17 protein-coding genes are annotated in these 21286 nt (G+C 53.9%); 10 read left to right on the top strand and 7 right to left on the bottom strand.

The genetic code is table 11. The features are described 5' to 3' along the window. Window positions 1-3 precede the first annotated feature (3 nt). Entirely contained in the window at window positions 4-921 is a 918-nt protein-coding gene (locus tag LMED105_RS12550; RefSeq protein ID WP_008251892.1) for a transglutaminase family protein, read from the top strand. Window positions 922-1169: 248 nt separating this feature from the next. Here LMED105_RS12550 and LMED105_RS12545 read toward each other — a convergent pair whose 3' ends face one another. The 5 genes from LMED105_RS12545 to LMED105_RS12520 form a co-directional block, all read right to left on the bottom strand. After that, window positions 1170-1406 carry a hypothetical protein gene (locus tag LMED105_RS12545; RefSeq protein WP_008251891.1) on the bottom strand — a complete coding sequence of 79 codons (237 nt, stop codon included), beginning with the start codon at window positions 1404-1406 and terminating at the stop codon, window positions 1170-1172. A gap of 503 nt (window positions 1407-1909) precedes the next feature. Continuing rightward, window positions 1910-3442 carry a lysine--tRNA ligase gene (gene lysS, locus LMED105_RS12540; protein ID WP_008251890.1) on the bottom strand — a complete coding sequence of 511 codons (1533 nt, stop codon included), beginning with the start codon at window positions 3440-3442 and terminating at the stop codon, window positions 1910-1912. A 3-nt stretch (window positions 3443-3445) separates the two neighbouring features. Beyond that, window positions 3446-4550, bottom strand: a protein-coding gene (gene prfB, locus LMED105_RS12535) for a peptide chain release factor 2 (protein WP_156799692.1) whose coding sequence is annotated in 2 segments (ribosomal slippage) — window positions 3446-4468 and window positions 4470-4550 — 1104 coding nt in all. Because the reading frame shifts where the segments join, the coding sequence is not laid out codon by codon here. A gap of 52 nt (window positions 4551-4602) precedes the next feature. Beyond that, window positions 4603-6345 (bottom strand): single-stranded-DNA-specific exonuclease RecJ, encoded by a 1743-nt coding sequence (gene recJ, locus LMED105_RS12525; protein ID WP_040513411.1) that lies wholly within the window; start codon window positions 6343-6345, stop codon window positions 4603-4605. Continuing rightward, window positions 6345-7526: a hypothetical protein gene (locus LMED105_RS12520; RefSeq protein ID WP_156799691.1), complete on the bottom strand. Its 1182-nt coding sequence runs from the start codon at window positions 7524-7526 to the stop codon at window positions 6345-6347. The genes recJ and LMED105_RS12520 overlap by 1 nt, the downstream gene beginning before the upstream one ends. Before the next feature lie 73 nt (window positions 7527-7599). Between LMED105_RS12520 and LMED105_RS12515 the strand changes: the two genes are divergently transcribed. Continuing rightward, the gene (locus LMED105_RS12515; RefSeq protein WP_040513436.1) at window positions 7600-8853 is read left to right on the top strand and encodes a lipoprotein-releasing ABC transporter permease subunit; all 1254 of its coding nucleotides are present in this window, start codon (window positions 7600-7602) and stop codon (window positions 8851-8853) included. Then, window positions 8846-9535 (top strand): ABC transporter ATP-binding protein, encoded by a 690-nt coding sequence (locus LMED105_RS12510; protein WP_008251880.1) that lies wholly within the window; start codon window positions 8846-8848, stop codon window positions 9533-9535. Before LMED105_RS12515 ends, LMED105_RS12510 begins: the two co-directional genes overlap by 8 nt. Before the next feature lie 10 nt (window positions 9536-9545). Here LMED105_RS12510 and LMED105_RS12505 read toward each other — a convergent pair whose 3' ends face one another. Further along, the gene (locus LMED105_RS12505) at window positions 9546-10103 is read right to left on the bottom strand and encodes a DUF2062 domain-containing protein (RefSeq protein WP_040513435.1); all 558 of its coding nucleotides are present in this window, start codon (window positions 10101-10103) and stop codon (window positions 9546-9548) included. 15 nt (window positions 10104-10118) lie between these two features. On the opposite strand from LMED105_RS12505, the gene LMED105_RS12500 reads away from it, so the two are divergent. The 5 genes from LMED105_RS12500 to LMED105_RS12480 all read left to right on the top strand — a co-directional run bounded on the left by LMED105_RS12500 (window position 10119) and on the right by LMED105_RS12480 (window position 16717). Next, entirely contained in the window at window positions 10119-10904 is a 786-nt protein-coding gene (locus LMED105_RS12500) for a TatD family hydrolase (protein WP_008251876.1), read from the top strand. A gap of 90 nt (window positions 10905-10994) precedes the next feature. Then, window positions 10995-13430 carry a DNA internalization-related competence protein ComEC/Rec2 gene (locus LMED105_RS12495; RefSeq protein WP_008251874.1) on the top strand — a complete coding sequence of 812 codons (2436 nt, stop codon included), beginning with the start codon at window positions 10995-10997 and terminating at the stop codon, window positions 13428-13430. Between the two features lie 99 nt (window positions 13431-13529). After that, window positions 13530-14945, top strand: coding sequence for a circularly permuted type 2 ATP-grasp protein (locus LMED105_RS12490; RefSeq protein ID WP_040513409.1), 1416 nt, complete (start codon window positions 13530-13532; stop codon window positions 14943-14945). Window positions 14946-14957: 12 nt separating this feature from the next. Further along, window positions 14958-15917 carry an alpha-E domain-containing protein gene (locus LMED105_RS12485; protein WP_040513408.1) on the top strand — a complete coding sequence of 320 codons (960 nt, stop codon included), beginning with the start codon at window positions 14958-14960 and terminating at the stop codon, window positions 15915-15917. Further along, the gene (locus tag LMED105_RS12480) at window positions 15914-16717 is read left to right on the top strand and encodes a transglutaminase family protein (RefSeq protein ID WP_008251870.1); all 804 of its coding nucleotides are present in this window, start codon (window positions 15914-15916) and stop codon (window positions 16715-16717) included. The genes LMED105_RS12485 and LMED105_RS12480 overlap by 4 nt, the downstream gene beginning before the upstream one ends. A 523-nt stretch (window positions 16718-17240) precedes the next feature. Here the strand turns inward: LMED105_RS12480 and LMED105_RS12475 are convergent. After that, entirely contained in the window at window positions 17241-18008 is a 768-nt protein-coding gene (locus LMED105_RS12475; protein ID WP_008251869.1) for a 3-hydroxybutyrate dehydrogenase, read from the bottom strand. Between the two features lie 87 nt (window positions 18009-18095). Here LMED105_RS12475 and LMED105_RS12470 point away from each other — a divergent pair, with 87 nt between their 5' ends. Both LMED105_RS12470 and LMED105_RS12465 read left to right on the top strand, forming a co-directional pair. Further along, on the top strand, window positions 18096-18956 hold the full coding sequence (locus tag LMED105_RS12470; RefSeq protein WP_008251867.1) for an alpha/beta fold hydrolase: 861 nt from the start codon (window positions 18096-18098) through the stop codon (window positions 18954-18956). A 30-nt stretch (window positions 18957-18986) separates the two neighbouring features. Next, complete coding sequence (locus LMED105_RS12465) at window positions 18987-21281, top strand: bifunctional (p)ppGpp synthetase/guanosine-3',5'-bis(diphosphate) 3'-pyrophosphohydrolase (RefSeq protein WP_008251859.1); 2295 nt, start codon at window positions 18987-18989, stop codon at window positions 21279-21281. Window positions 21282-21286: the final 5 nt, after the last annotated feature.

Genomic DNA, 21286 nt, shown 5'->3' with positions numbered 1-21286 from the left:
TCAATGCCCTTCTCGGAAAGAAGAAAGGTGACCCATGTCACCGACTACGACTATCAACAACCTGCGGAATGCTCGCAGCAAATTTGCATTTTGCAACCGCAAGAAGGCGAAGGCATGGAAGCGGGCCCATTGCGCAAGGGCCAAAGGCTGATTTCGCATACGCTAAAAATTCGCCCGAACCCGTCGACCGTGCAAAGCAATACCGATTCCTTCGGCAATGTGGTTCACCACTTCGAGATGAATTATCCGCACGATCATCTTGAAGTGCACAGCGAAAGCGAAGTGGAAGTCAGCAGCTTCTTACACACTGGGCCGATTGACGATTTGATCAGCCCAAGCTGGAACGAGTTGGTTGACCAGTTGCGCTACCAGGCAGGCCAGGCCATTTCCAACGATTATCAGTTCCGGTTTGAGTCCAAGCATGTGCCCTTGCTCGATTCGCTGCGCGATTATGGCAGTCTCGATTTCTGGCCGGGCCGCCAGGTGGTACACGCCGGGCAGGCTTTGATGCAACGTATTTTTCGGGAATTCAGCTACCAAAGCGGTTCCACCACCATCCACACCACTGTGGAAGAAGTGATGCAAAGCCGCGAGGGCGTTTGCCAGGACTTCGCGCATGTGATGTTGGGGGTGCTACGCTCGCTGGGCCTTTCAGCCCGCTATGTGAGTGGCTACATGCTGACTGAACCACCGCCCGGACAACCCAAGCTGCTGGGAGCCGACGCCAGCCACGCCTGGGTATCGCTGTGGTGTGGTGCTGATGTAGGCTGGGTAGACTTCGACCCGACTAACAACCAATTGCCAGATACCCGGTATGTGACTGTGGCAGTTGGGCGTGACTATGCGGATGTGCCGCCGATGCGTGGAGTTGTGCATGGCGGGGGGGAACATACCTTGAAGGTGGCGGTGACGGTGTTCTAGGTATCGCCGGTTTCTTGATGGCCTCTGAGCTTTTCGCATCATCTCGCCGGTTTCTTAATGGCCTCTGCGCATGTCGCATCATCCCGCCTTGGCGGGCTTTTATCCCTTCTTGATGCTTGCTCGGTTCATGCGAAACGCAAAAGCGTCTTCGCATCGCTTCCTGGCGGAAGCGCCCCTCGCTGTGCATCAAGCGGGCAGCCCACCTGAAACGGCGAGATGAATGCAACAAAGCGCATAGACCTTTAGATTCAGGATGCGCTGTCCTTCGATTTCTCTGTCAACACCTTCGGTTGCCCAGATGCACCAACCTCAAAGCTGTATTCACCTTCAGTCATGTTGATTCGATATGAGAAGCGGCCACGCACCCCGGCTTCGTTTGCACTCAGCTCATAGAAACATTCATCTGAACTGGCGCAACCTTCCTGCAAGAGAAAGCGGCTAGTTCGCTCATCAATCCAGTCAGACCTGATTTCTTGATCGTTCATCCTGATCAGAATAGGTTTTCCTTCAGTACTGCAAAAATTCTCGACTACCGAAACATTTTGAGATTTGAATATCAACTCGCATTCGCTTTTCGAATGAATAAACAGTTGAGTCGATAGTCGTTGATCAGACGCGGAACATGCAGAAATAATCGGAAGGGAAGCAAGGAATACAAAAAAGACAGAACAACGCATAGTGAGCCGGGAGATATTTTGGGCGCTCAGTGTAATAGCGTGACTACGGTAAGCAAAATAAACGCTCAGTTGAGTGTCACCAGCAAGAGGTTCACTGCACAGTGTTGCAATTATCCCGCCGATTCAGGTGGGCTTCCCGCTTGATGCACAGCGAGGGGCGATTGCGCAAGCAATTGATGCGAACACGCTTTTGCGTTTCGCATGAACCGAGCCAGCAATCAAGAAGGGATAAAAGCCCGCCAAGGCGGGATGATGTGACACGTGCGGTGAACATCACACGTGCGGTGAACTTCTCACCGCAGGTGACTTAGTTAGTCTTCGCGCCTTAGATGCGGAAACAAAATCACATCCCGAATGTTTGGGCTATCGGTGATCAGCATCATCAAACGGTCAATACCAATACCACAACCACCGGTGGGCGGCATGCCATATTCAAGCGCACGAATAAAATCAGCATCAAAGAACATGGCTTCGTCATCGCCAGCTTCTTTGGCTTCAACCTGTTTTTTGAATCGGTCGGCCTGGTCTTCCGGGTCATTCAGCTCTGAAAAACCATTGGCAATTTCGCGACCCGTGATGAACAACTCGAACCGTTCAGTAATTTGCGAATTCGCATCCGATGCACGCGCCAAAGGCGACACTTCGACCGGGTAGTCGACAATGAACGTAGGCTCCCACAGCAGGCTCTCGGACGTTTCTTCAAACAGGGCCAACTGCAAGGCACCGATGCCCACATTTTTCAGCGCAGGTTCTTTGTCCACATGCACACCTTTCTTGGCCAAGGCCTTTTTCAGGTAGTCGATGTTTTGCAAATCTTCTGTGCCGTACTCCGGGAAATACTTTTGAATCGCTTCAACAATGGTCAGGCGTGCAAAAGGCTTGGACAAATCCAGGTCACGGCCCTGGTAAGTCAATTTCGCACTACCTGTTGCAGTGGTGGCTGCATGCTGAATCACCTGCTCAGTGAAGTCCATCAAGTCGCGATAGTTCCAGTACGCCGCATAGAATTCCATCATCGTGAATTCAGGGTTGTGGCGCGGGCTGACACCCTCATTGCGGAAGTTGCGGTTGATCTCGAACACACGCTCGAAACCACCCACGATCAGGCGCTTCAAATACAGCTCAGGTGCAATGCGCAGGTACATTTCCATGTCCAGCGCATTGTGGTGGGTAATGAAAGGCTTGGCCGATGCACCGCCAGGAATGGGGTGCAACATGGGTGTTTCTACTTCCAGAAAACCATGGTCTGCCATGAAATTGCGAACGGACGACATGGCACGTGAACGCGCAACAAAGGTGCTGCGGGTTTCCTCGGAAACAATCAAATCCACGTAACGCTGGCGGTACTTGATTTCCTGATCGGCCAGGCCGTGGAATTTGTCGGGCAAGGGGCGCAGGCTTTTCGCCAACAAGTGGATTTCCGTGCAATGCACGCTCAACTCACCTTTGTTGGTTTTGAACAGCTTGCCTTTGGCGGCGATAATATCGCCCAAATCCCAATGCTTGAATTCGCCGTGAACACCCTCGCCCACGCCTTCATTGTTGATGTAAAACTGAATGCGGCCGGTGCCGTCTTGCACGGTTGCAAAACTGGCCTTGCCCATCACGCGCTTTAACATCATTCGGCCAGAAACAGACACCTCAATGCCCTGCGGATCGAGGGTTTCTTTGTCCAGCAAACCATAGTGGGCATGCAAATCGGCAGCGCGGTGTTCAGGCTTGAAGCTGTTGGGGAAAGGCTGGCCCTTCTCTCGCAATTTGGCCAGCTTGCCACGGCGCTCGGCAATAATCTGATTTTCATCGACTGGCAATTCGTCGCCAGCGGCTTGTGTTTTGTCGTTCATGGTTTAAATACCTTGCTTCAAGCTGGCTTCAATGAATGGGTCGAGGTCGCCGTCCAGTACGCGCTGCGTGTTGGAAATTTCCACACCGGTGCGCAGGTCTTTGATGCGGCTGTTGTCCAGCACATAGCTGCGAATTTGGTGGCCCCAGCCCACATCGGTTTTGGTGTCCTCAAGGGCCTGTTGCTCGGCCATTCGCTTGCGCATTTCGAACTCGTAAAGCTTGGCTTTCAACATGCCCCAGGCTTCATCGCGGTTGCGGTGCTGGGAACGGTCGTTTTGACACTGCACAACAATGCCGGTTGGAATATGGGTCAAGCGCACCGCAGAATCGGTTTTGTTGATGTGCTGACCACCCGCACCGCTGGCGCGGTAGGTGTCGGTGCGTACATCGGCCGGGTTGATTTCAATTTCGAAAGAATCATCTACTTCGGGATACACGAACAAGGATGCAAACGAGGTGTGGCGCCCGCCTGAGGAATCGAACGGTGATTTGCGCACCAGTCGGTGCACACCGGTTTCAGTGCGCAAATAGCCGAAGGCGTATTCGCCCTCAACCTTGATGGTGGCGGATTTAATGCCTGCCACTTCGCCGTCGGACTGTTCCATCACCTCAACCTTGAAGCCTTTGCGTTCGCAGTAGCGAAGGTACTGGCGCAACAGTATGCTGGCCCAATCCTGGGCTTCGGTGCCACCTGCACCTGCGGTGATGTCGATGAAACAGTTGGCCGGGTCGGCAGGGTTGCTGAACATGCGGCGGAATTCAAGGTCGGCAATTACCTTCTCATATTCAGCCACTTCGCTTTCGATGGCTTCGAGTGTGTCGAAATCACCTTCAGCCTCAGCCATTTCGACCAATTCTTTGGAATCGCTGATATTTGATTGCACGGTGTTCATGGTGACCACGACGCCATCGAGCATCTTCTTCTCTTTGCCCAGTTCTTGAGCATGTTTGGGATCGTTCCAAACGTTGGGGTCTTCCAGTTCAGCGTCAACTACAGTGAGTCGCTCGGCCTTGCGGTCGACGTCAAAGATACCTCCGCAACTGGCCTGCGCGGTCGGCTAGGTCAGTCAGGGCGTTGATGATGGCATTCAGGCGTTCGGCTTCCATGTTTCTCTAACAAATTCAATGTGCGTAACCCGATATTGTAACGCAAGCCACCCTACAACACATGCTCCACAATGATTTGCACGGCATCGCCACCCGTGAACGTGTCCCGCTCGAACCGGTAAGCCAGTTTTACCTTGGCCGGCAGGGCTTCCACGGCGCGCCAGCGCAAAGCCACAAAGGTTTTGCCGTCGCGGCGCAAAGTAAACTTGCTGTGGGCATTTTTCAGCAAACGGTGCTCGACCACCTCAAATTCATCACAAAACAAGGGCGCCGGGAAGCCTTGCCCCCACACCTGTGTTTCCAACAGATCAGCAGCACTGGCGGCAATGTAGTCGGCAGGAATTGAACCATCGGTTTCTACCACCTGCGTCAGCGCGCTGGGATCGCTCAAATCCAGAATCGCTTTGGCAAATTCAATTTTGAACTGTTCAATCGCGCCTTCCGCAATGGTTAAACCCGCCGCCATGGCGTGGCCACCAAACTTGGGCATGCTGCCTTCAGGCAGTCGCTTGCACACCAAATCCAATACGTCGCGCAAATGAACGCCCTGCACGGAGCGACCACTGCCCTTCCAGAAACCGTCATCGCCCGGGGCCAGTGCAATGGTGGGGCGGTATAGGCGCTCTTTGATTCGTGAGGCCAAAATACCGATTACCCCCTGGTGCCAGGTGCTGTGCGCCACCACAATGCCGGCTGCAGGTTCGTCCTGACTAATGAATTTTTCGATGTCTTCCAAGGCATCGCGTTTCATGTCGGCTTCAATGCGCTTGCGTTCTTCGTTCATTTTCCCAAGCTGGGCAGCCAAAGCGCCGGCCTCGCCTGCGTCGTCGGCCAACAGGGTACGGATACCAATGGCCATGTCGGCCAAACGGCCAGCTGCATTTAAGCGCGGGCCCAGGGCAAAGCCCATGTCAGCGGCTGTGGCCTTGCGGGGGTCACGCCCAGCCTCGTGGAACAAGGCCAACATGCCAGGCTGGGCACGGCCTGCACGGATGCGCTGCAAACCATGCGCCACCAAACGGCGGTTGTTGGCGTCCAGTTTCACCACATCAGCCACAGTGCCCAAAGCCACCAAATCAAGCAGAGAATCGATACGGGGCTGAGTGGCCGCATCAAAAACGCCACGCTCGCGCAACACTGCACGGGTGGCCAACAACACATAAAACATCACCCCCACCCCGGCAATCGACTTGCTCGGAAATTCACAACCAGGCTGGTTGGGGTTCACAACGGCCAGTGCTTGGGGCAACTGGTCGCCGGGCAAATGGTGATCGGTCACAATGACACCAATGCCCAGTTCATTGGCTTCGTTCACGCCTTCCACACTGGCAATGCCGTTGTCCACGGTCACCAGCAAATCGGGCTCAAACTGCTGAGCAGCAAGTTGAACAATTTCAGGACTTAGTCCGTAACCGTATTCAAACCGGTTGGGCACCAAAAAATCGATGTGGTACTTGGCGGCTTCTTCGTCAGCACCCAGGCTTTGCAGCAACATGCGCAAACCACGAACACCCACCGCCGTGGCTGTGGCGCCATCGCAATCGTAATCACCCACCACCACAATGCGGGCTCCAGCTTCCAGCGCGTCTGCCAGAATTTCTGCGGCCTGCTCAATGCCCTTGAGCTGAGCCGGTGGAATCAAATCGGCCAGTCGGGTTTCAGCTTCGGCCTGAGAATCCACGCCCCGCGCTGCCATGAGGCGTGCCATCAAGGGGTGCATGCCCTGGCTGCGAAGTACTGCTTCAACTTGAGGGCGAGGGGTTCTAACCCGGTGCTGAACTATATTGGTATTCATTACCGGCCCTCCCATTCAGCCTGAATGCTGTCTTGGTCTCGCTGACCCTGTTGCCAAGCGGCTTGAAGGTCTTCCTCGGAAGGACCTTCCTGCATTTCAGGCTCGCCCAGTAAGGCCCAATCGGGTTTGTTTTGCCAAAACTTGAATCGATTCATCCAGTTGCTTTTTAAAGTTTTCCAGCCATTGTTGCCCAACAGCACCCAGTTGAAGGCCAGACCGGCCAGGCGCATGGGTTGCAGCACCTCGCTTTCCAGCAGTTTGAACACGCCAATATTGCCGCCCCAACCTTGAAAGTTCACGCAGTAGACATGGTCGGGTTTTACATCCGTGCCCGTACCAAGCTGACTTAACAGTTGGGTCCAGAACACAAATCGATTCACGGCCTCATCTGCGCCATCGGTCATTTTTACGGCATCAAATACACCGTCTTCGGAAACGGATTTCACACGCGGCAAGGCGACATCGGTTTGCCAAGCCTCACCTCCCCCCCAAAACCACAGCGCATTCAGGGGCTTCAAACCCTTGGCCTCGCGGGCTTTGTTGAATTCGGCGTTGTGCAACTCCACCTGCAAATTCAGCCACATGCGCCGCCAGTCGCTGCATTCGTGGTTCATGGGCAAGTAGTCAGTCAGCCGAATACCCTGCACCGACCAGGGCGATGCCTGTTCCATAGGCACTGGCGTCGAGTTGCTGAGCAGGCTGTGAAAACCTGCCGGTGTGTTGAATGTCCAACCGTGTTGCTGCAACAAGGGCGTCACCACGTTCCAGAAGGCATCCAGGTCAGCCTGGCCCACCTGCAATACCTCGGGCGGCGTAAAACGCACACCATCCCGCTCAATTTCAAGACACCCAACCGTGCTCCAAAACCGGGTGAAAGGCGTTACTTGCGGTGCATCGGCATCAAGATTTGGCATTTCAAGCATGGCCCAGGCTGGGTACTGGTCGAACTTTGCTTGCGCTTGGGAATCCAAGTAGCGCATCAGCCAGGCTTCGATACGGTCCAGCCCATCGGCATTTTGATATTCAGGCGCAGCGTTTCGGGCCATGGTTTGTAACAAACCGGCTGGCAGGCCCGCAAAAGACTGGGCCCGCGAATTGGCAGACAGGCGTTCCAGCGCCATTTCGGGCACAAGAATGTTGGGGACGAACACCCACAAAGGCGCATTGCTAGGTTTGGACACGGTTTTATTCACACTACAATGAGAGCGCCTTGAAACTTCAAGAGCGCATTTGAACAATTCGGGACAATTTGTGATTAGTTTACCCTTTGATGTTGAAATTGCACTGCGCTATGTGCGCGGTGGTGGCCATAGAAGCCGTGACAAATTCATTTCCTTTATTTCCGGATTGTCCATGGCTGGCATTGGACTTGGTGTCGCAGCGCTGATCGTGGTGTTGTCCGTCATGAACGGCTTTCAAAAAGAGGTGCGCGATCGCATGCTGTCGGTGATTGCACACATCGAGGTACTGGCGCCCCAAGAGGGCTTTGACAACCCCGAAGCCTTGGTCGGTGCAATCAAAGCGGCCAACCCCAAAGTGATTGGTGCTGCGCCCTATGTCGCTGGCGAAAGTATGCTGGCGCACGGCGATCTTCTGCGCCCTGCCATTGTTCGTGGCATCGACCCTGCCCAGGAACGCGAAGTATCAGATTTCAAGGAAGTCATTTCCGGAAGCCTGAGCAACCTGCAGGCAGGCGAATTCCGCGTGGTGCTGGGGATCGAGTTGGCCAAACAAATTGGAGTCAGCGTGGGTGACCGCATCACGCTGATTGCGCCTTCCGGCCAAATGACACCCGCCGGCATGATTCCGCGCCTGAAAGCATTCGAAATTACCGCATTGGTGAGCACCGGCCACTATGAGTACGACAGCGGCCTGGTGTTGATGAACCTCGACGACGCTGCCCGCTTTTACCGCAGCCTTGGCCCAACCGGTATTCGCGTGAAGTTGAACGACATGGACGCCGCCCCGCTTGTGGCACGCGATATTGAACGCCAATTGCCACCCACCGTGTGGGTTCGTGATTGGTCGGTGCAAAACCGCACCTGGTTTGCCGCGGTACAAACCGAAAAACGCATGATGTTCATTATCTTGACGCTGATTATTGCGGTAGCCGCGTTTAACCTGGTGTCGATGCTGGTCATGACCGTGAAAGACAAGCGCGGGGAAATCGCCATTCTGCGTACCTTGGGCGCCAGTCCGTTTGCCATTCAACGAATCTTCATGTTGCAAGGTGCGCTGGTCGGCTGGATCGGTACTTTCTTGGGTGTAACAGCAGGTTGGTTGCTTGCCATTAATTTGGGCACAATTGTGCCCGCCATTGAACGGGCGCTCAGCGTTGAGTTTTTGCCAAAATCAATTTACTTCATCAGCCAGTTGCCTTCCGACCCTCGCGCAAGCGATGTAGTCACCATCGTAACCGTGGCCTTGGTACTCAGCGTGCTCAGCACCATTTACCCAAGCTGGCGTGCATCGCGTGCCGAACCTGCGGAGGCCCTGCGTTATGAGTAATGTTGTTCTGGAAACCAAAAACCTCAGCAAGGCATTCAAGGGGATCACTGCGAATGACCAAGCCACGCAAGTCATCAAAAACCTGAACTTTCAAGTGCAGGCTGGCGAAACCGTCGCGATTGTGGGTGCCTCTGGTGCGGGTAAAAGTACCTTGCTGCATGTGCTGGGTGGTCTTGAAAAAGCCGACAGCGGTTCAGTGCTTTGGGCGGGCCAGGCCATCGAGCCATGGTCTGTTCGCAAACTGGGCATGGAACGCAATAAAACCCTAGGCTTCATCTACCAGTTTCACCATTTGCTGCCCGAATTCCATGCACTGGACAATGTGGCCATGGCGCTTCGCATTGGCGGTGAGAACAAACAGGTGGCCCGTGAAAAAAGTGCTGTGCTGTTGAAGCAGTTCGGGCTTGAGCACAGGCTGAACCATCGCCCCGCGGAATTGTCAGGTGGCGAACGCCAACGCGTGGCGATTGCCCGCGCAATGGTGACCAATCCGAAAGCCATTTTGGCCGACGAACCCACGGGTAATCTGGACCAGGACACCGCCGACCAAGTGTTTGAAAGCCTGATTCACAGCAAGGCGGCCAACAAATCAGCCTTGATTATCGTGACGCATTCCATGGAACTGGCCCGCAAATGCAGCAAGGTGTTGCGTCTTGAGAAAGGTGAACTGAAAGCGGAATGAATTAGCTGGGTTAGCGAGTGGCGGAGAGATTCCGCCTGCGCCTGCGAACCACAGCAATTCGAACACCAATGTTCCAGGCCAAACGCACACTGAAATATCCGAGTATCGACAAAGTCACCATCAGTGCGGGCAAACCAACCGCCAGCGAAGGGCCCATAGACAACATCCAGTCCACCATCGCGTGGGTGGAATCACCCCACGCTGACCAGTTCCATTCAGGAATCGGGGGTAAATTGCTTTCACCCAACCCACCCAGCAACAAATCGCCATAAGCCACAGCAATCAAGTACAACGGCACAATCGTGACCGGGTTGGTGTACAAGGTAACCGCAAAGGCAACTGGCATATTCACCTTTGCGACCAGCACCCAAAGGAGAGAACCAAAAATTTGAAATGGTCCGGGAATGAGCCCGCAGAACAAACCTGCCGCCACACCGCCCGCGATGCTTTTTCGATTCAATGCCCAAATATTGGGGTGCCCCAGAAAGCGCTTGAATGGCCGCGCCCACGGCAAGCGCTCAAAGTGGTCGACAGTGGGAAGGTACTTTCGAATTTTCCGACGAAACATGGCAAACTTTAAAGTATGTGGACCGACACGCACCTTCATCTTGATGCTTCTGAATACAACAGCGATCGCGCTGTCGTAGTTCAACGTGCGCGTGAAGTGCATGTTACCCGGTTTGTATTACCTGCCGTGGGTGCATTCAATTTTGATGCGGTAAAAAGCCTGGCTCACAGCATTCCGGGGGCGGTGTACTGCCTGGGCATACACCCCATGTTTGTAGACAACGCAAAAGAAGAAGACCTGCTGACCTTGAGGCAACAAATCGTGCTGTCTATGGACGACCCCAAGTTTGCAGGCTTGGGAGAAATCGGTCTTGATGGCTTTGTGCCTGGTTTGAACTGGGACAAGCAGGTGCGGTTTTTTCATGCACAACTCAAATTGGCACGCGATTTCGATGTGCCAGTGGTGATGCATGTTCGCAAGGCGCAAGACCCTGTTTTAAAAGGTCTTCGAATTTACAAACCACGCAGTGGCATTGCCCACGCATTCAATGGCAGCTTTCAGCAAGCGGATCATTTTCTGAGTTTGAACATGTGTCTTGGATTTGGCGGAGCAAGCACGTTTACCCGGGCACTTCAGTTGCGCCGATTGGCCACCGAGCTGCCTGAACATGCCATGGTGCTTGAAACTGACGGACCCGACATTGCACCGGAATGGATTAACAAACAACGCAACGCGCCCGAACACCTGCCGAGAATTGCACAAACAATTGCTGAACTGCGTAACTTGAGCATGCAAGAACTCTCTGAGCACACACAAGTGAACTCGCAACGGGTGTTGCCTGCCCTCGCCCGTCAAGGCTAATCAAAGCCATCACCCGATCGCGTTCATCATTGGTGGACCTGATCGCCTTGGTGCAACCTTGCGGCTTTGCCTCGCCACCCGAATCACGCTGTGCCTTCCCTTCCGCTGTTTACTGCAGCCTACCTGCTTAGCCTTCTGCTGTTTCACAACCAGGCCACACTGCCATGGGTGTGGAAAGTGGGCTATGGCACCTTGGGAGAAAACAATGTCGTTTTATTCGCTTGGGCAGCCGTTTTCCTGTTACTTGGCATTCGGGGTGGCGTTAGTCGGCAAGTCACTGAAAAACTAGGCTGGTTCATTCTGGGTTTTGTGATGGCACAGCTTTGTACTGGCATTCAGGCCGCTGCACATCAACAAGCGCAAGTACCCCTGGCCTGCAACAAGCAAACCATTCAATCTGAATTTCGGCTTCTTGAAAAAGCGTTTCGCGACAACAACGCACAAACCTGGTTAATCGAACACACGCCGCGAGACCATGATGTCGTCATCGAGTGTCTGGTTACGGGTGCGCGTCTGCAAACATTTGTCGAAAATGCCTCTGCATACCGTGAACTTCTGCCAGGCGAATACTTTCGGTCAACCGTTCGCATCAAATCGCCCAAGGCGCCTTTGCAACTGGAAGGTTTTGATGTTCATCGCCACTGGTTTGCCAACCGAATTGCGGGCACTGCGCAGTTCAAAAGCAAGCTTGAACAACTGCCTGAACAAACCACATTGAACCCGCTGGTCTGGATGGAACGGGCACGCCTGCAGATTGCAAGCACAATCGTCACTGCCTTACAAAGCCACCCTGAGCAAGCCTTGGTGCTGGCCATGGTGGTAGGTGATCAAGGTTTGATCAGCCCTGAGGATCGGGAAATGTTCAGCGCAACTGGCATTGCACATTTGGTTGCCATTTCCGGTTTGCACATTACCCTGTTCGCCATGCTTGCAGGCAAACTTTTTAATGCGCTGTGGCGTCGATCAGCCCGGCTGTGTCTTCGCCTGCCAGCCCCCTTGGCAGGCAGCGCATTTGGCTTGCTGTTTGCTGTGTTATACGGCTTGATCGCAGGCTGGGGAGTGCCAGCCCAACGTACCGTATTCATGCTGTTTGCGCTGTTTGTGGGGCAAATACGTGGCGGCATGCAAAGCAGTTGGGACACCTTTTTTCTCGCTTTGTTTTTAACCTTGGCGTTTGACAACTGGGCTGTTCTGGATGCGGGTTTCATTCTTTCCTTCGGTGCTGTAGCAGTGCTTATTTTTGTCACGCAGGGGCACTACCTCTTCATCAAGCCCAAGCAAGAACTAATCGCCAACGCAGTGAAAGCCCAATACACAGTAACCATTGGATTGATACTGCCCTGCGCGATGCTGTTTAACCAGCAGTCGCTGATCAGCCCTCTGGCCAATGCCCTGTCCATTCCATGGATGAGTTTTGTGAGCACGCCTCTGGCCTTGCTCGGTGGGCTGGTACAACAGCCGGTATTACTGTGGCTGGCCGCAAACAGCCTTGCCCTTCAGCGCAAATGGCTTGTGTATTTCAATGAATTGAACTGGGCTACGTTGCCGGTACACAACCAACCAGGGTGGATCAATGCCCTGGTGGCGCTGGGTTGCCTGGTTTTAATTTTGCCCGCAGGGCTGATCCCAAGATGGACAGGAATCGCGCTGATTGCCCTGCTTCTAATTCCACCGCCCAGGCCTGCACAGCACGACTTCTGGATGACCTTGATGGATGTGGGTCAAGGCACAGCAATCAGCATTCAAACCCAAAACCATCTCTTGATTTACGATGCTGGCCCGGCGTTCAACGCGCGCTCTGACTCTGCCAGGCGCGTGGTACTGCCCTGGATGGCTGCGCATGGTTATGAACGTGCCGATATGTTCATGCTGTCGCATGATGATGCCGACCATTCGGGCGGTGCTCCACTGTTGATACAGAAGGCACCTCCAATTCAATTCACTGCCTCGATCGACAAACAGCACAGCCTAAACCTGCTGGCGCACATGCAAAAAAGCAGCACCTCGCAATGCCACGCCTTAAAGCCATGGATCTGGGATGGCGTCGAATTCACTCCGGTGGGCATGGATACACCGGTACATTCACACCCGAAGTTATTGGCCAAAAACAATCAAAGTTGTGTATTAAAAATCAGCAATGCAAAACACAGCGTGCTGCTGACTGGTGACATCGAGGCGATTTCAGAGATGACCTTGCTGGCCCAACACGGCGCGAACGCCTTGAAATCCAGGGTTTTGCTTGTACCTCACCATGGTTCCAAAACCTCGTCCACCGCACCGTTTCTTCAAGCCGTACGGCCTGAATTTGCACTGATACAGTCGGGCTGGGAAAACCAGTTTGGTCATCCCCACAAAGTCGTGATTGAACGATACGAAGCCCTGGGCGTCCAATGGTTTAACACCGCCCAAAATGGTGCAATGAAGTGGAGGTTCAATCACCTGAACTTGCAGCCCGAGGTAGACAACGCGCACCAGCTACGCCGGCGCTACTGGCACATGCACGAAAGCGGTGCAAAAGGTCGTTAAGACTGTTAACTTTATGGCTGTGCGCGACACAATCAGCCTGCATGCGCTTGGCATGCTTCTTGTTACTTCAAGACTAAACAGAACAGGAATAATCAGCATATGTCATCTACACCCTTCGACGAAATGTACACGCACAGCGGAGAAGTGCGCCCGCATTATCAGGATTTTTCGCGTTGGCTCGAGATGCAATCTCCTGAGAAATTACAGAACAAACGTGCGGAAGCTGACCTTATTTTCAGAAGGGTGGGTATTACCTTTGCCGTCTATGGAGAAGAATCGGGCACCGAGCGATTGATTCCATTTGACATTGTGCCGCGGGTGATCAAGGCGTCTGAATGGAAAACACTGGAAGCTGGATTGCGCCAGCGTGTTCAAGCCCTGAACATGTTCTTGAAAGACATCTATAACGAACAGAAAATACTGGGGACCGGACTTATTCCACCTGAACAGATTTTCAACAACGAACAGTACCGCCCCGAAATGCAGGGCGTGAAAGTGGCGGGCGACATATACGCCCACATTGCTGGCGTTGATGTGGTGCGTGCCGGTGAAGGCGAGTTTTACGTACTCGAAGACAACCTGCGTGTGCCTTCCGGTGTCAGTTACATGCTTGAAAACCGGAAAATGATGATGCGCCTGTTTCCTGAACTGTTTGCCCGCAATCGCGTGGCCCCGGTTGAACATTACCCGGATAACCTGCTTGAAAACCTGCGCTCGGTTTCACCACAAAACAGCAGCGACCCAACTGTGGTCTTGCTGACACCGGGCATGTACAACTCCGCTTACTTCGAACATGCGTTTCTGGCCCAGCAAATGGGCATTGAACTGGTGGAAGGCAAAGACATGTTTGTAGATGAGGAGGTGCTCTACATGCGCACCACTCAAGGCCCCAAGCGCGTGGATGTCATTTACCGCCGGCTGGATGACGATTTTCTGGACCCCCTGGCATTTCGGGAAGATTCGCAACTGGGCGTGCCCGGCCTGTTGTCGGTGTACCGAGCCGGCAACGTGACTTTGGCCAACGCGATTGGCACAGGCGTGGCCGATGACAAATCGATCTACCCCTACGTGCCCGACATGATTCGCTTTTATTTAAGCGAAGAACCCATCATTCAAAACGTGCCCACCTGGCAATGCCGAAAACCTGAGCAACTGAAAGAAGTTCTGGCCAGGCTACCCGAGTTGGTTGTGAAAGAAGTGCATGGGGCCGGCGGCTATGGCATGTTGGTGGGCCCGGCATCCACCAAAGCGCAAATTGAGGACTTCCGCCAAAAGCTGATTGCAGACCCCGCGAAATTCATTGCCCAACCCACATTGGCGCTGTCAACCTGCCCCACTTTTGTAGAACAGGGTTTGGCCCCCCGCCACATTGATCTTCGGCCGTTTGTGTTGTCAGGAAGCAAAGTCAGCCTGATTCCCGGTGGCTTAAGCCGGGTCGCGCTGCGCGAGGGATCGCTGGTGGTCAACAGCAGCCAGGGCGGCGGCACCAAAGACACCTGGGTACTGGAACGATAAGGAGCAAACAAGATGCTGAGTAGAACTGCTGACCATTTGTTCTGGATGGCCCGTTACATTGAACGCGCGGAGAACACCGCCCGCATGCTTGATGTAAATGTACAAACTGCCCTGCTTCCCCAAGACCCGGAGAACGCAGAACAAGGCTGGCGCGCCATGCTGTCGATTTGTGAACTAACCGAGGCATTTGCCCAGAGACATGACGAAGTCAGCGCGGAGGCCGTGATTGACTTCATGGTAAAAGACCCCAGCAACCCATCGAGTATTTACTGCTGTCTTCAAGGTGCCCGCGAGAATGCGCGTGCCGTGCGTGGCGCACTGACCACCGAAGTTTGGGAAACCAACAACACCACATGGCTTGAACTGAAAAAAGTGTTGGCCGACGGCACGGTTGAACGCGACCCGTCTGAGTTTTTTGAATGGGTGAAGTTTCGCAGTCATTTGTCGCGCGGTGTCACCATTGGCACCATGCTAAAAGACGATGCCTTCCGCTTTATTCGATTGGGCACATTTCTGGAACGTGCCGACAACACTGCGCGACTGCTGGATGTGAAGTTTCACAGCATGCCTTTCAGTCCACTGGCCAATTTGAGCACAGCAGATCCCCACGCGGATTATTACCACTGGGCTGCCATTTTGCGTTCAGTGTCCGCGTTTGAAACTTACCGGAAGGTATACAGGGATGTGATTACCCCAGATCGTGTTGCAGAGTTGCTGATACTGCGTGATGACATGCCACGCTCGCTACTGGCTTCGTTGAATGAGGTGTGCGCCAACCTTGAAATGATTCGAAACGATTACTCGGCCAACACTGAACGCAGGGCAGGCAAGCTGCGCGCTGAACTTTTGTACAGCCAAATCGACGACATTCTGCAAATGGGCTTGCATGCCTACCTCACCAACTTTCTTGAACGTGTCAATGATTTGGGCAACCGGATCAGCAAAGATTTCCTGGTGCCACTTGAGGCATGAAACTGCGTATTCAACACCACACCACCTACCGCTACACCTGGCCCGTGCTGTACAGCATTCAGCACGTGCGCCTTACCCCGCAACAGGACAACAAACAACGCATTCTTGACTGGAAAATAAAAACGCCAGCCAAACACCACCGTGCCCGCGATCATCATGGCAACGAGGTGCATACATTTTCGGTGAATCAGCAGCACCGGGAACTCAGTGTGCTATCTCTCGGACATGTCGAAATTGATTCACTGAGCGATGGCTACATACCACCGCCGAAATTTTCGCTGAATCCATTGGTGTACACGCCCACCACGCCACTCACTCAATTCAGCGATGAAATGTGTGACTTTGCCAGTTTCGTCGCCGACACCCACATTCCGTTTGCCCATCGAATATTGACCCTTGCCCATGCCGTCGCCGACAGGGTTGTGTACACCAAAGGCAGCACGACCGTGGCGGACTCGGCACTGCAGGCCTTTGAAAATGGACAAGGCGTTTGCCAGGACCATTCGCATGTGATGTTGGCATGCCTGCGAGCGCACCGTATTCCAGCGCGATATGTCAGTGGTTACTTTTTCAATCCCAATGTGGAGCAACACGATAGCCATGCGTGGGTTGAAGTGTTCGATGAGAATCGCCAGCAGTGGCTGGGGGTAGACGCCACCCACAAAGCCTTGGTGCAGGGCAATCACTGCCGCCTGGCAGTGGCCAAAGACTTCACGGGTGCATCACCCATTCGCGGCGTTCGCACTGGAGGCGGGCAAGAAAGCCTTGATGTGCAAGTGATGATTGAGCGGGTTGATTAGATCACCTGCTGGTTTTATAGCCCAATTGGCTTGGGTTCCGATCTCTCGGAGCTTCTTCATCTCCCACTCGGCTTGGGTTTCAATCTCTCGCCAGAAAACCTGTTTATCTCTTGCTGAGCCTTGCGATGCCTGAGAACGACCCTCCTAAACTGCGGGTCGGGTCCGTTCTCTGTCGCCCATGCTGGGCAACACCGGCCTTGCTCGGCACGCAAGGGCAGGTTTTCTTGAAGGCGAGGCGATCGAAACACCACCGCCGATTGGGCTTTGAAACCCGCGGTGAGCTGCACGCTGGTGGAGATTCGCGAGCGCCGGTTTAAGCCAACTCGGCAGTCGGATTGCTTGGGGCGCACTTCAATAAAACCGCCTCGTTTGAGTGGATTCGCAGCGGTCGGCTTCATGCCGACACCGAGACTCGGCCCGCACTTTTGCCGAGCTCGGTGAGCAAGAATCAATTCAACAAGGGGTCAAGCGGTTTTCTGTGCGAGACAGGCAACCCGTGCCGAGTTAGCAAAAAACGCAGCGCTTACTGCGCCACCCATCCGCCGTCCATATTCCACGCCGCGCCCCGCACTTCCTGCGCATCGTCGGAACATAAAAACACCACCAAGCCGCCCAACTGTTCAGGTGTCACAAACTCTTGCGAAGGTTGTTTTTCACTCAGCAATCCTACTTTCGCCTCTTCAACAGAGACGCCTTCCCGCACCGCACGTGCATCAACCTGCGCCTGCACCAAGGGTGTAAGCACCCAGCCAGGGCAAACCGCGTTACAGGTAACGCCTGTCTTTGCATTTTCCAAAGCAACTACCTTGGTCAACCCGACAATCCCGTGTTTGGCCGCTACATACGCCGACTTGTTGGCCGAGGCCACCAAACCATGCGCAGACGCAATGTTCACAATACGCCCCCAATTGCGTGCTTGCATGCCGGGCAGTACCAAACGAGTGGTGTGAAATGCAGCACTCAAATTAATCGCGATGACGGCATCCCACTTGGCAGGATCAAAACTTTCCACGGGAGACACATGCTGAATACCGGCGTTGTTCACCAATACATCCACTTGGCCAAACAACTGCTCAGTGCTCTTGACCAGGTCTTCTACTTCGGCCACTTTGCTTAAATCAGCGCCGTGGTAACCCACTTTCACACCGTGGGCAGCAATGCTTTGTTTGGCTGATTCAATTTGCTCGGGCGTACCAAAGCCATTGAGCATCACATTCACACCCTTGGCAGCCAACCGTTGGGCAATACCCAAACCGATACCACTGGTTGAGCCGGTGACCAATGCATTCATGTTCTTAAAATCCACGGATGAACCTCTTCTAATGAATAAACTCTGAAATACTGAAGACAACAACAATGACAAGGAGGGTATTGAACAATGCTGACAGCGCGCTTGCACACTGTGCAATGGTTGAGCCCACATGGTTTGCACAAATTAGCCTACCGCGAATGGGGCGACCCCGACAACCCACATGTGTTGTTGTGTGTGCATGGACTGACCCGCAGCAGTGCCGACTTTGAAACCATGGCCCAAGCTCTTGGAAAAAACCTGCGCGTAGTTGCAGCCGACATGCCTGGCCGCGGAAGATCGGATTGGCTGCCCGACCCTACGCTGTATGGTGTACCCACCTACGTAAGTGCCTGCGTGGCCTTGGTCGCCCGCTTGAACGCAGGCACACTGGATTGGTTTGGCACTTCCATGGGGGGGTTGATCGGCATGGGTTACGCAAGCCTGCCCAACAATCCAATTCGAAAACTGATACTGAACGATGTGGGCCCAAGCCTGAACTTTGGCGCGTTGCAACGGATTGGCGACTACGTCGGCAAACCCGTTCAATTTCAAACGCTTCAAGAAGCGCGACACTACATTCGTACGATATCCCAACCTTTTGGTCCTCATACAGAACCCCAATGGAACGAATTGTGCGACTCGGTGCTGATTGAAAAAAACGGACATTGGCATCTACACTACGACCCGGCCATCGGCCAAGCGTTTCAAAACCTGTCAGAATCCACCACCTTGCTGCATGAAACCGCGCTTTGGGCGGCATTTGACGCCATCCAAGCCGACACACTGGTCGTGCGCGGAGAACACTCCGACCTTCTATCAAAACAAACAGTGGCGGAAATGAGTCAACGTGGCCCCAGGCCACGCGTTATCGAGGTGCACGGCGTTGGCCATGCCCCTACTTTCATGCAGAACGAGCAAATTAATATTGTTCGCGATTTTTTGTTTTAAACTGATCTTAACGAATCCACCCAAACACACATGGTTTCAGTTTCATCAACACTGGGCTCTGAGAAAAAAGGCGGCGCTTCTGCGCCTGCCCTGGTGTTGTTAAACAAATTTGATGCCGCCCGTGTTGAAGAAGCCCTGAACTATGCGCGGCTGCACGCGGCAGACCACATTCTGGATACGCAAGAGCCCGCCATTCAACATATGTTGGCCGTGGCAGACCTGTTGGCGGAGTTGCGCGCCGATGCCAACACCCGCATCGCAGGTGCCCTGGGGCCACTGGTGTTTTTTGACAAGCACCTTGAAAGCCAAATGGAGAAAAAGTTTGGTGATGAGGTAGGCCGCATGCTGGCCAGCCTGCGCAAGCTTTTCAAAATGCGTTCCATGGTAGGGCCAAGCGCCACTCGTACCACCATTGAAACCCTGCGGTGGGCAGACCAAATTGAAACCCTGCGCAAAATGTTGCTGGCCATGTCCACCGACATTCGAGTCATCATGATTCGTTTGTGCTCTCGCCTGCAAACCTTGCGGCACTTTACCAGCCACGAGGACATCAAGAACGAGAAAGGCTCCTTGTGGCCTTATGCCGTATCGCACGCGCAAGAAACCCTTGATCTGTATGCCCCCTTGGCCAACCGCTTGGGTTTGTGGCAACTGAAGTGGGAACTCGAGGATTTGTCTTTTCGCATTTTGCAACCCAACACGTACAAGAACGTGGCCAAAATGCTCGATGAAAAGCGCGTCGAACGTGAAGCTTTTATTGAATCGGCCATGGCCAGCATCAAAGAGAACCTGTTGCTGGCGGGTATTCATTGCGAAATCAGCGGACGCCCAAAACACATTTACAGCATCTGGAACAAGATGCGCGGCAAGGGCATCAGCTTCGACAAGCTGTACGACGTGCGCGCATGCCGTGTGATTGTAGACACAGTCGACGACTGCTACACCGCATTGGGCATTGTCCACAATTTGTGGACCCCCATTTCCGAAGAATTCGACGACTACATCAGCAAACCCAAACCGAATGGCTACCAAAGCCTGCACACCGTGGTGCAGGACGAAACAGGCAAAACGCTGGAAGTGCAAATTCGCACGGAAGCCATGCACCAGTTTGCTGAATATGGTGTGGCGGCGCACTGGCGCTACAAAGAATCGGGCAAAGACGGCTACACCGGCGAGAGCCGCGCTGAAGGCCAGTTTGAAGAGCGCATTGCCCTGTTGCGCCAGCTATTGGCCTGGCAAAAAGACGTCACCGACACCATGGGTGAAGCCAGCGACTGGGCGCAAGAAATGAAAACCAGCGCGCTGAACGACCGGGTCTACGTGTTCACGCCGCAGGCCAAAGTGGTTGAATTGCCTACGGGCAGCACCCCACTTGATTTCGCTTACCACGTGCACACCGAGCTAGGTCACCGGTGCCGTGGCGCCAAGGTAAACGGGCAAATGGTGCAACTGAATACACCCTTGGACAATGGCCAAACTGTTGAAATTGTGAGTGCTCGGGGCGATGCTGCCACAGGCCCCTCGCGCGACTGGCTAAACCCCACGCAAAAGTACCTGATCAGCCACCGCGCTCGTCAAAAAGTAAAGCAGTGGTTTGCACAGCAAGAACGCAAAGAAACGCTTGAACGCGGCCGTGCGATTGCCGAGCGCGAACTGCAACGGATTGGGCAAACCGCACAAAACCTGGAACTGCTAGCCCAGAAGTTGGGGTACGAAAAACCCGATGATTTGTATGTGGCCTTGGCCCGAGAGGAAATACGGCCGCGCGCCATTGAAAACGCATTGCGCGCCGACCTGCAACCTACAGGTCCCCTGTCTGATGAAGAACAGGTTGAAATACTCAACAAACGCAAACCAGGATCGTCCGGCCAAACGGCTGGCAAAGAATCAGGCGTACTGGTGGTGGGTGTCAGCACACTGATGACCAATCTGGCACGGTGCTGTCGCCCTGCACCACCCGACCCCATCATTGGTTTTGTCACCCGCGGCAAAGGCGTATCCATTCACCGGCTAGGCTGTTCCAATTTGGCTGAAGTAATGCGCCGGCAGCCCGAACGCTTGATCGAAACAACCTGGGGAGAATCCTCGGGATTGCACTATCCCGTGGACATTGCAGTGACCGCAAACGACAGGCAGGGTTTGCTGCGCGACATCACCGAGGTGTTTTCAAAAGACAAAATCAACGTGATTGGCGTACAAACAGAAACCCAACGCGGAGTGGCCAAAATGCAATTCACCGCTGAAGTCAGCAGTGGTGAGCAGCTACGAGGGGCGCTCACTCACTTGCTGGAAATCAACGGTGTGTTTGAAGTACGGCGACGTTAAAACCG

The sequence above is a fragment of the Limnobacter sp. MED105 genome (assembly GCF_000170915.1).
Lineage (GTDB): Bacteria > Pseudomonadota > Gammaproteobacteria > Burkholderiales > Burkholderiaceae_B > Limnobacter.
The sequence above is the reverse complement of the archived record's forward strand: the minus strand, read 5'-3'. Positions and strand labels throughout refer to the sequence as shown.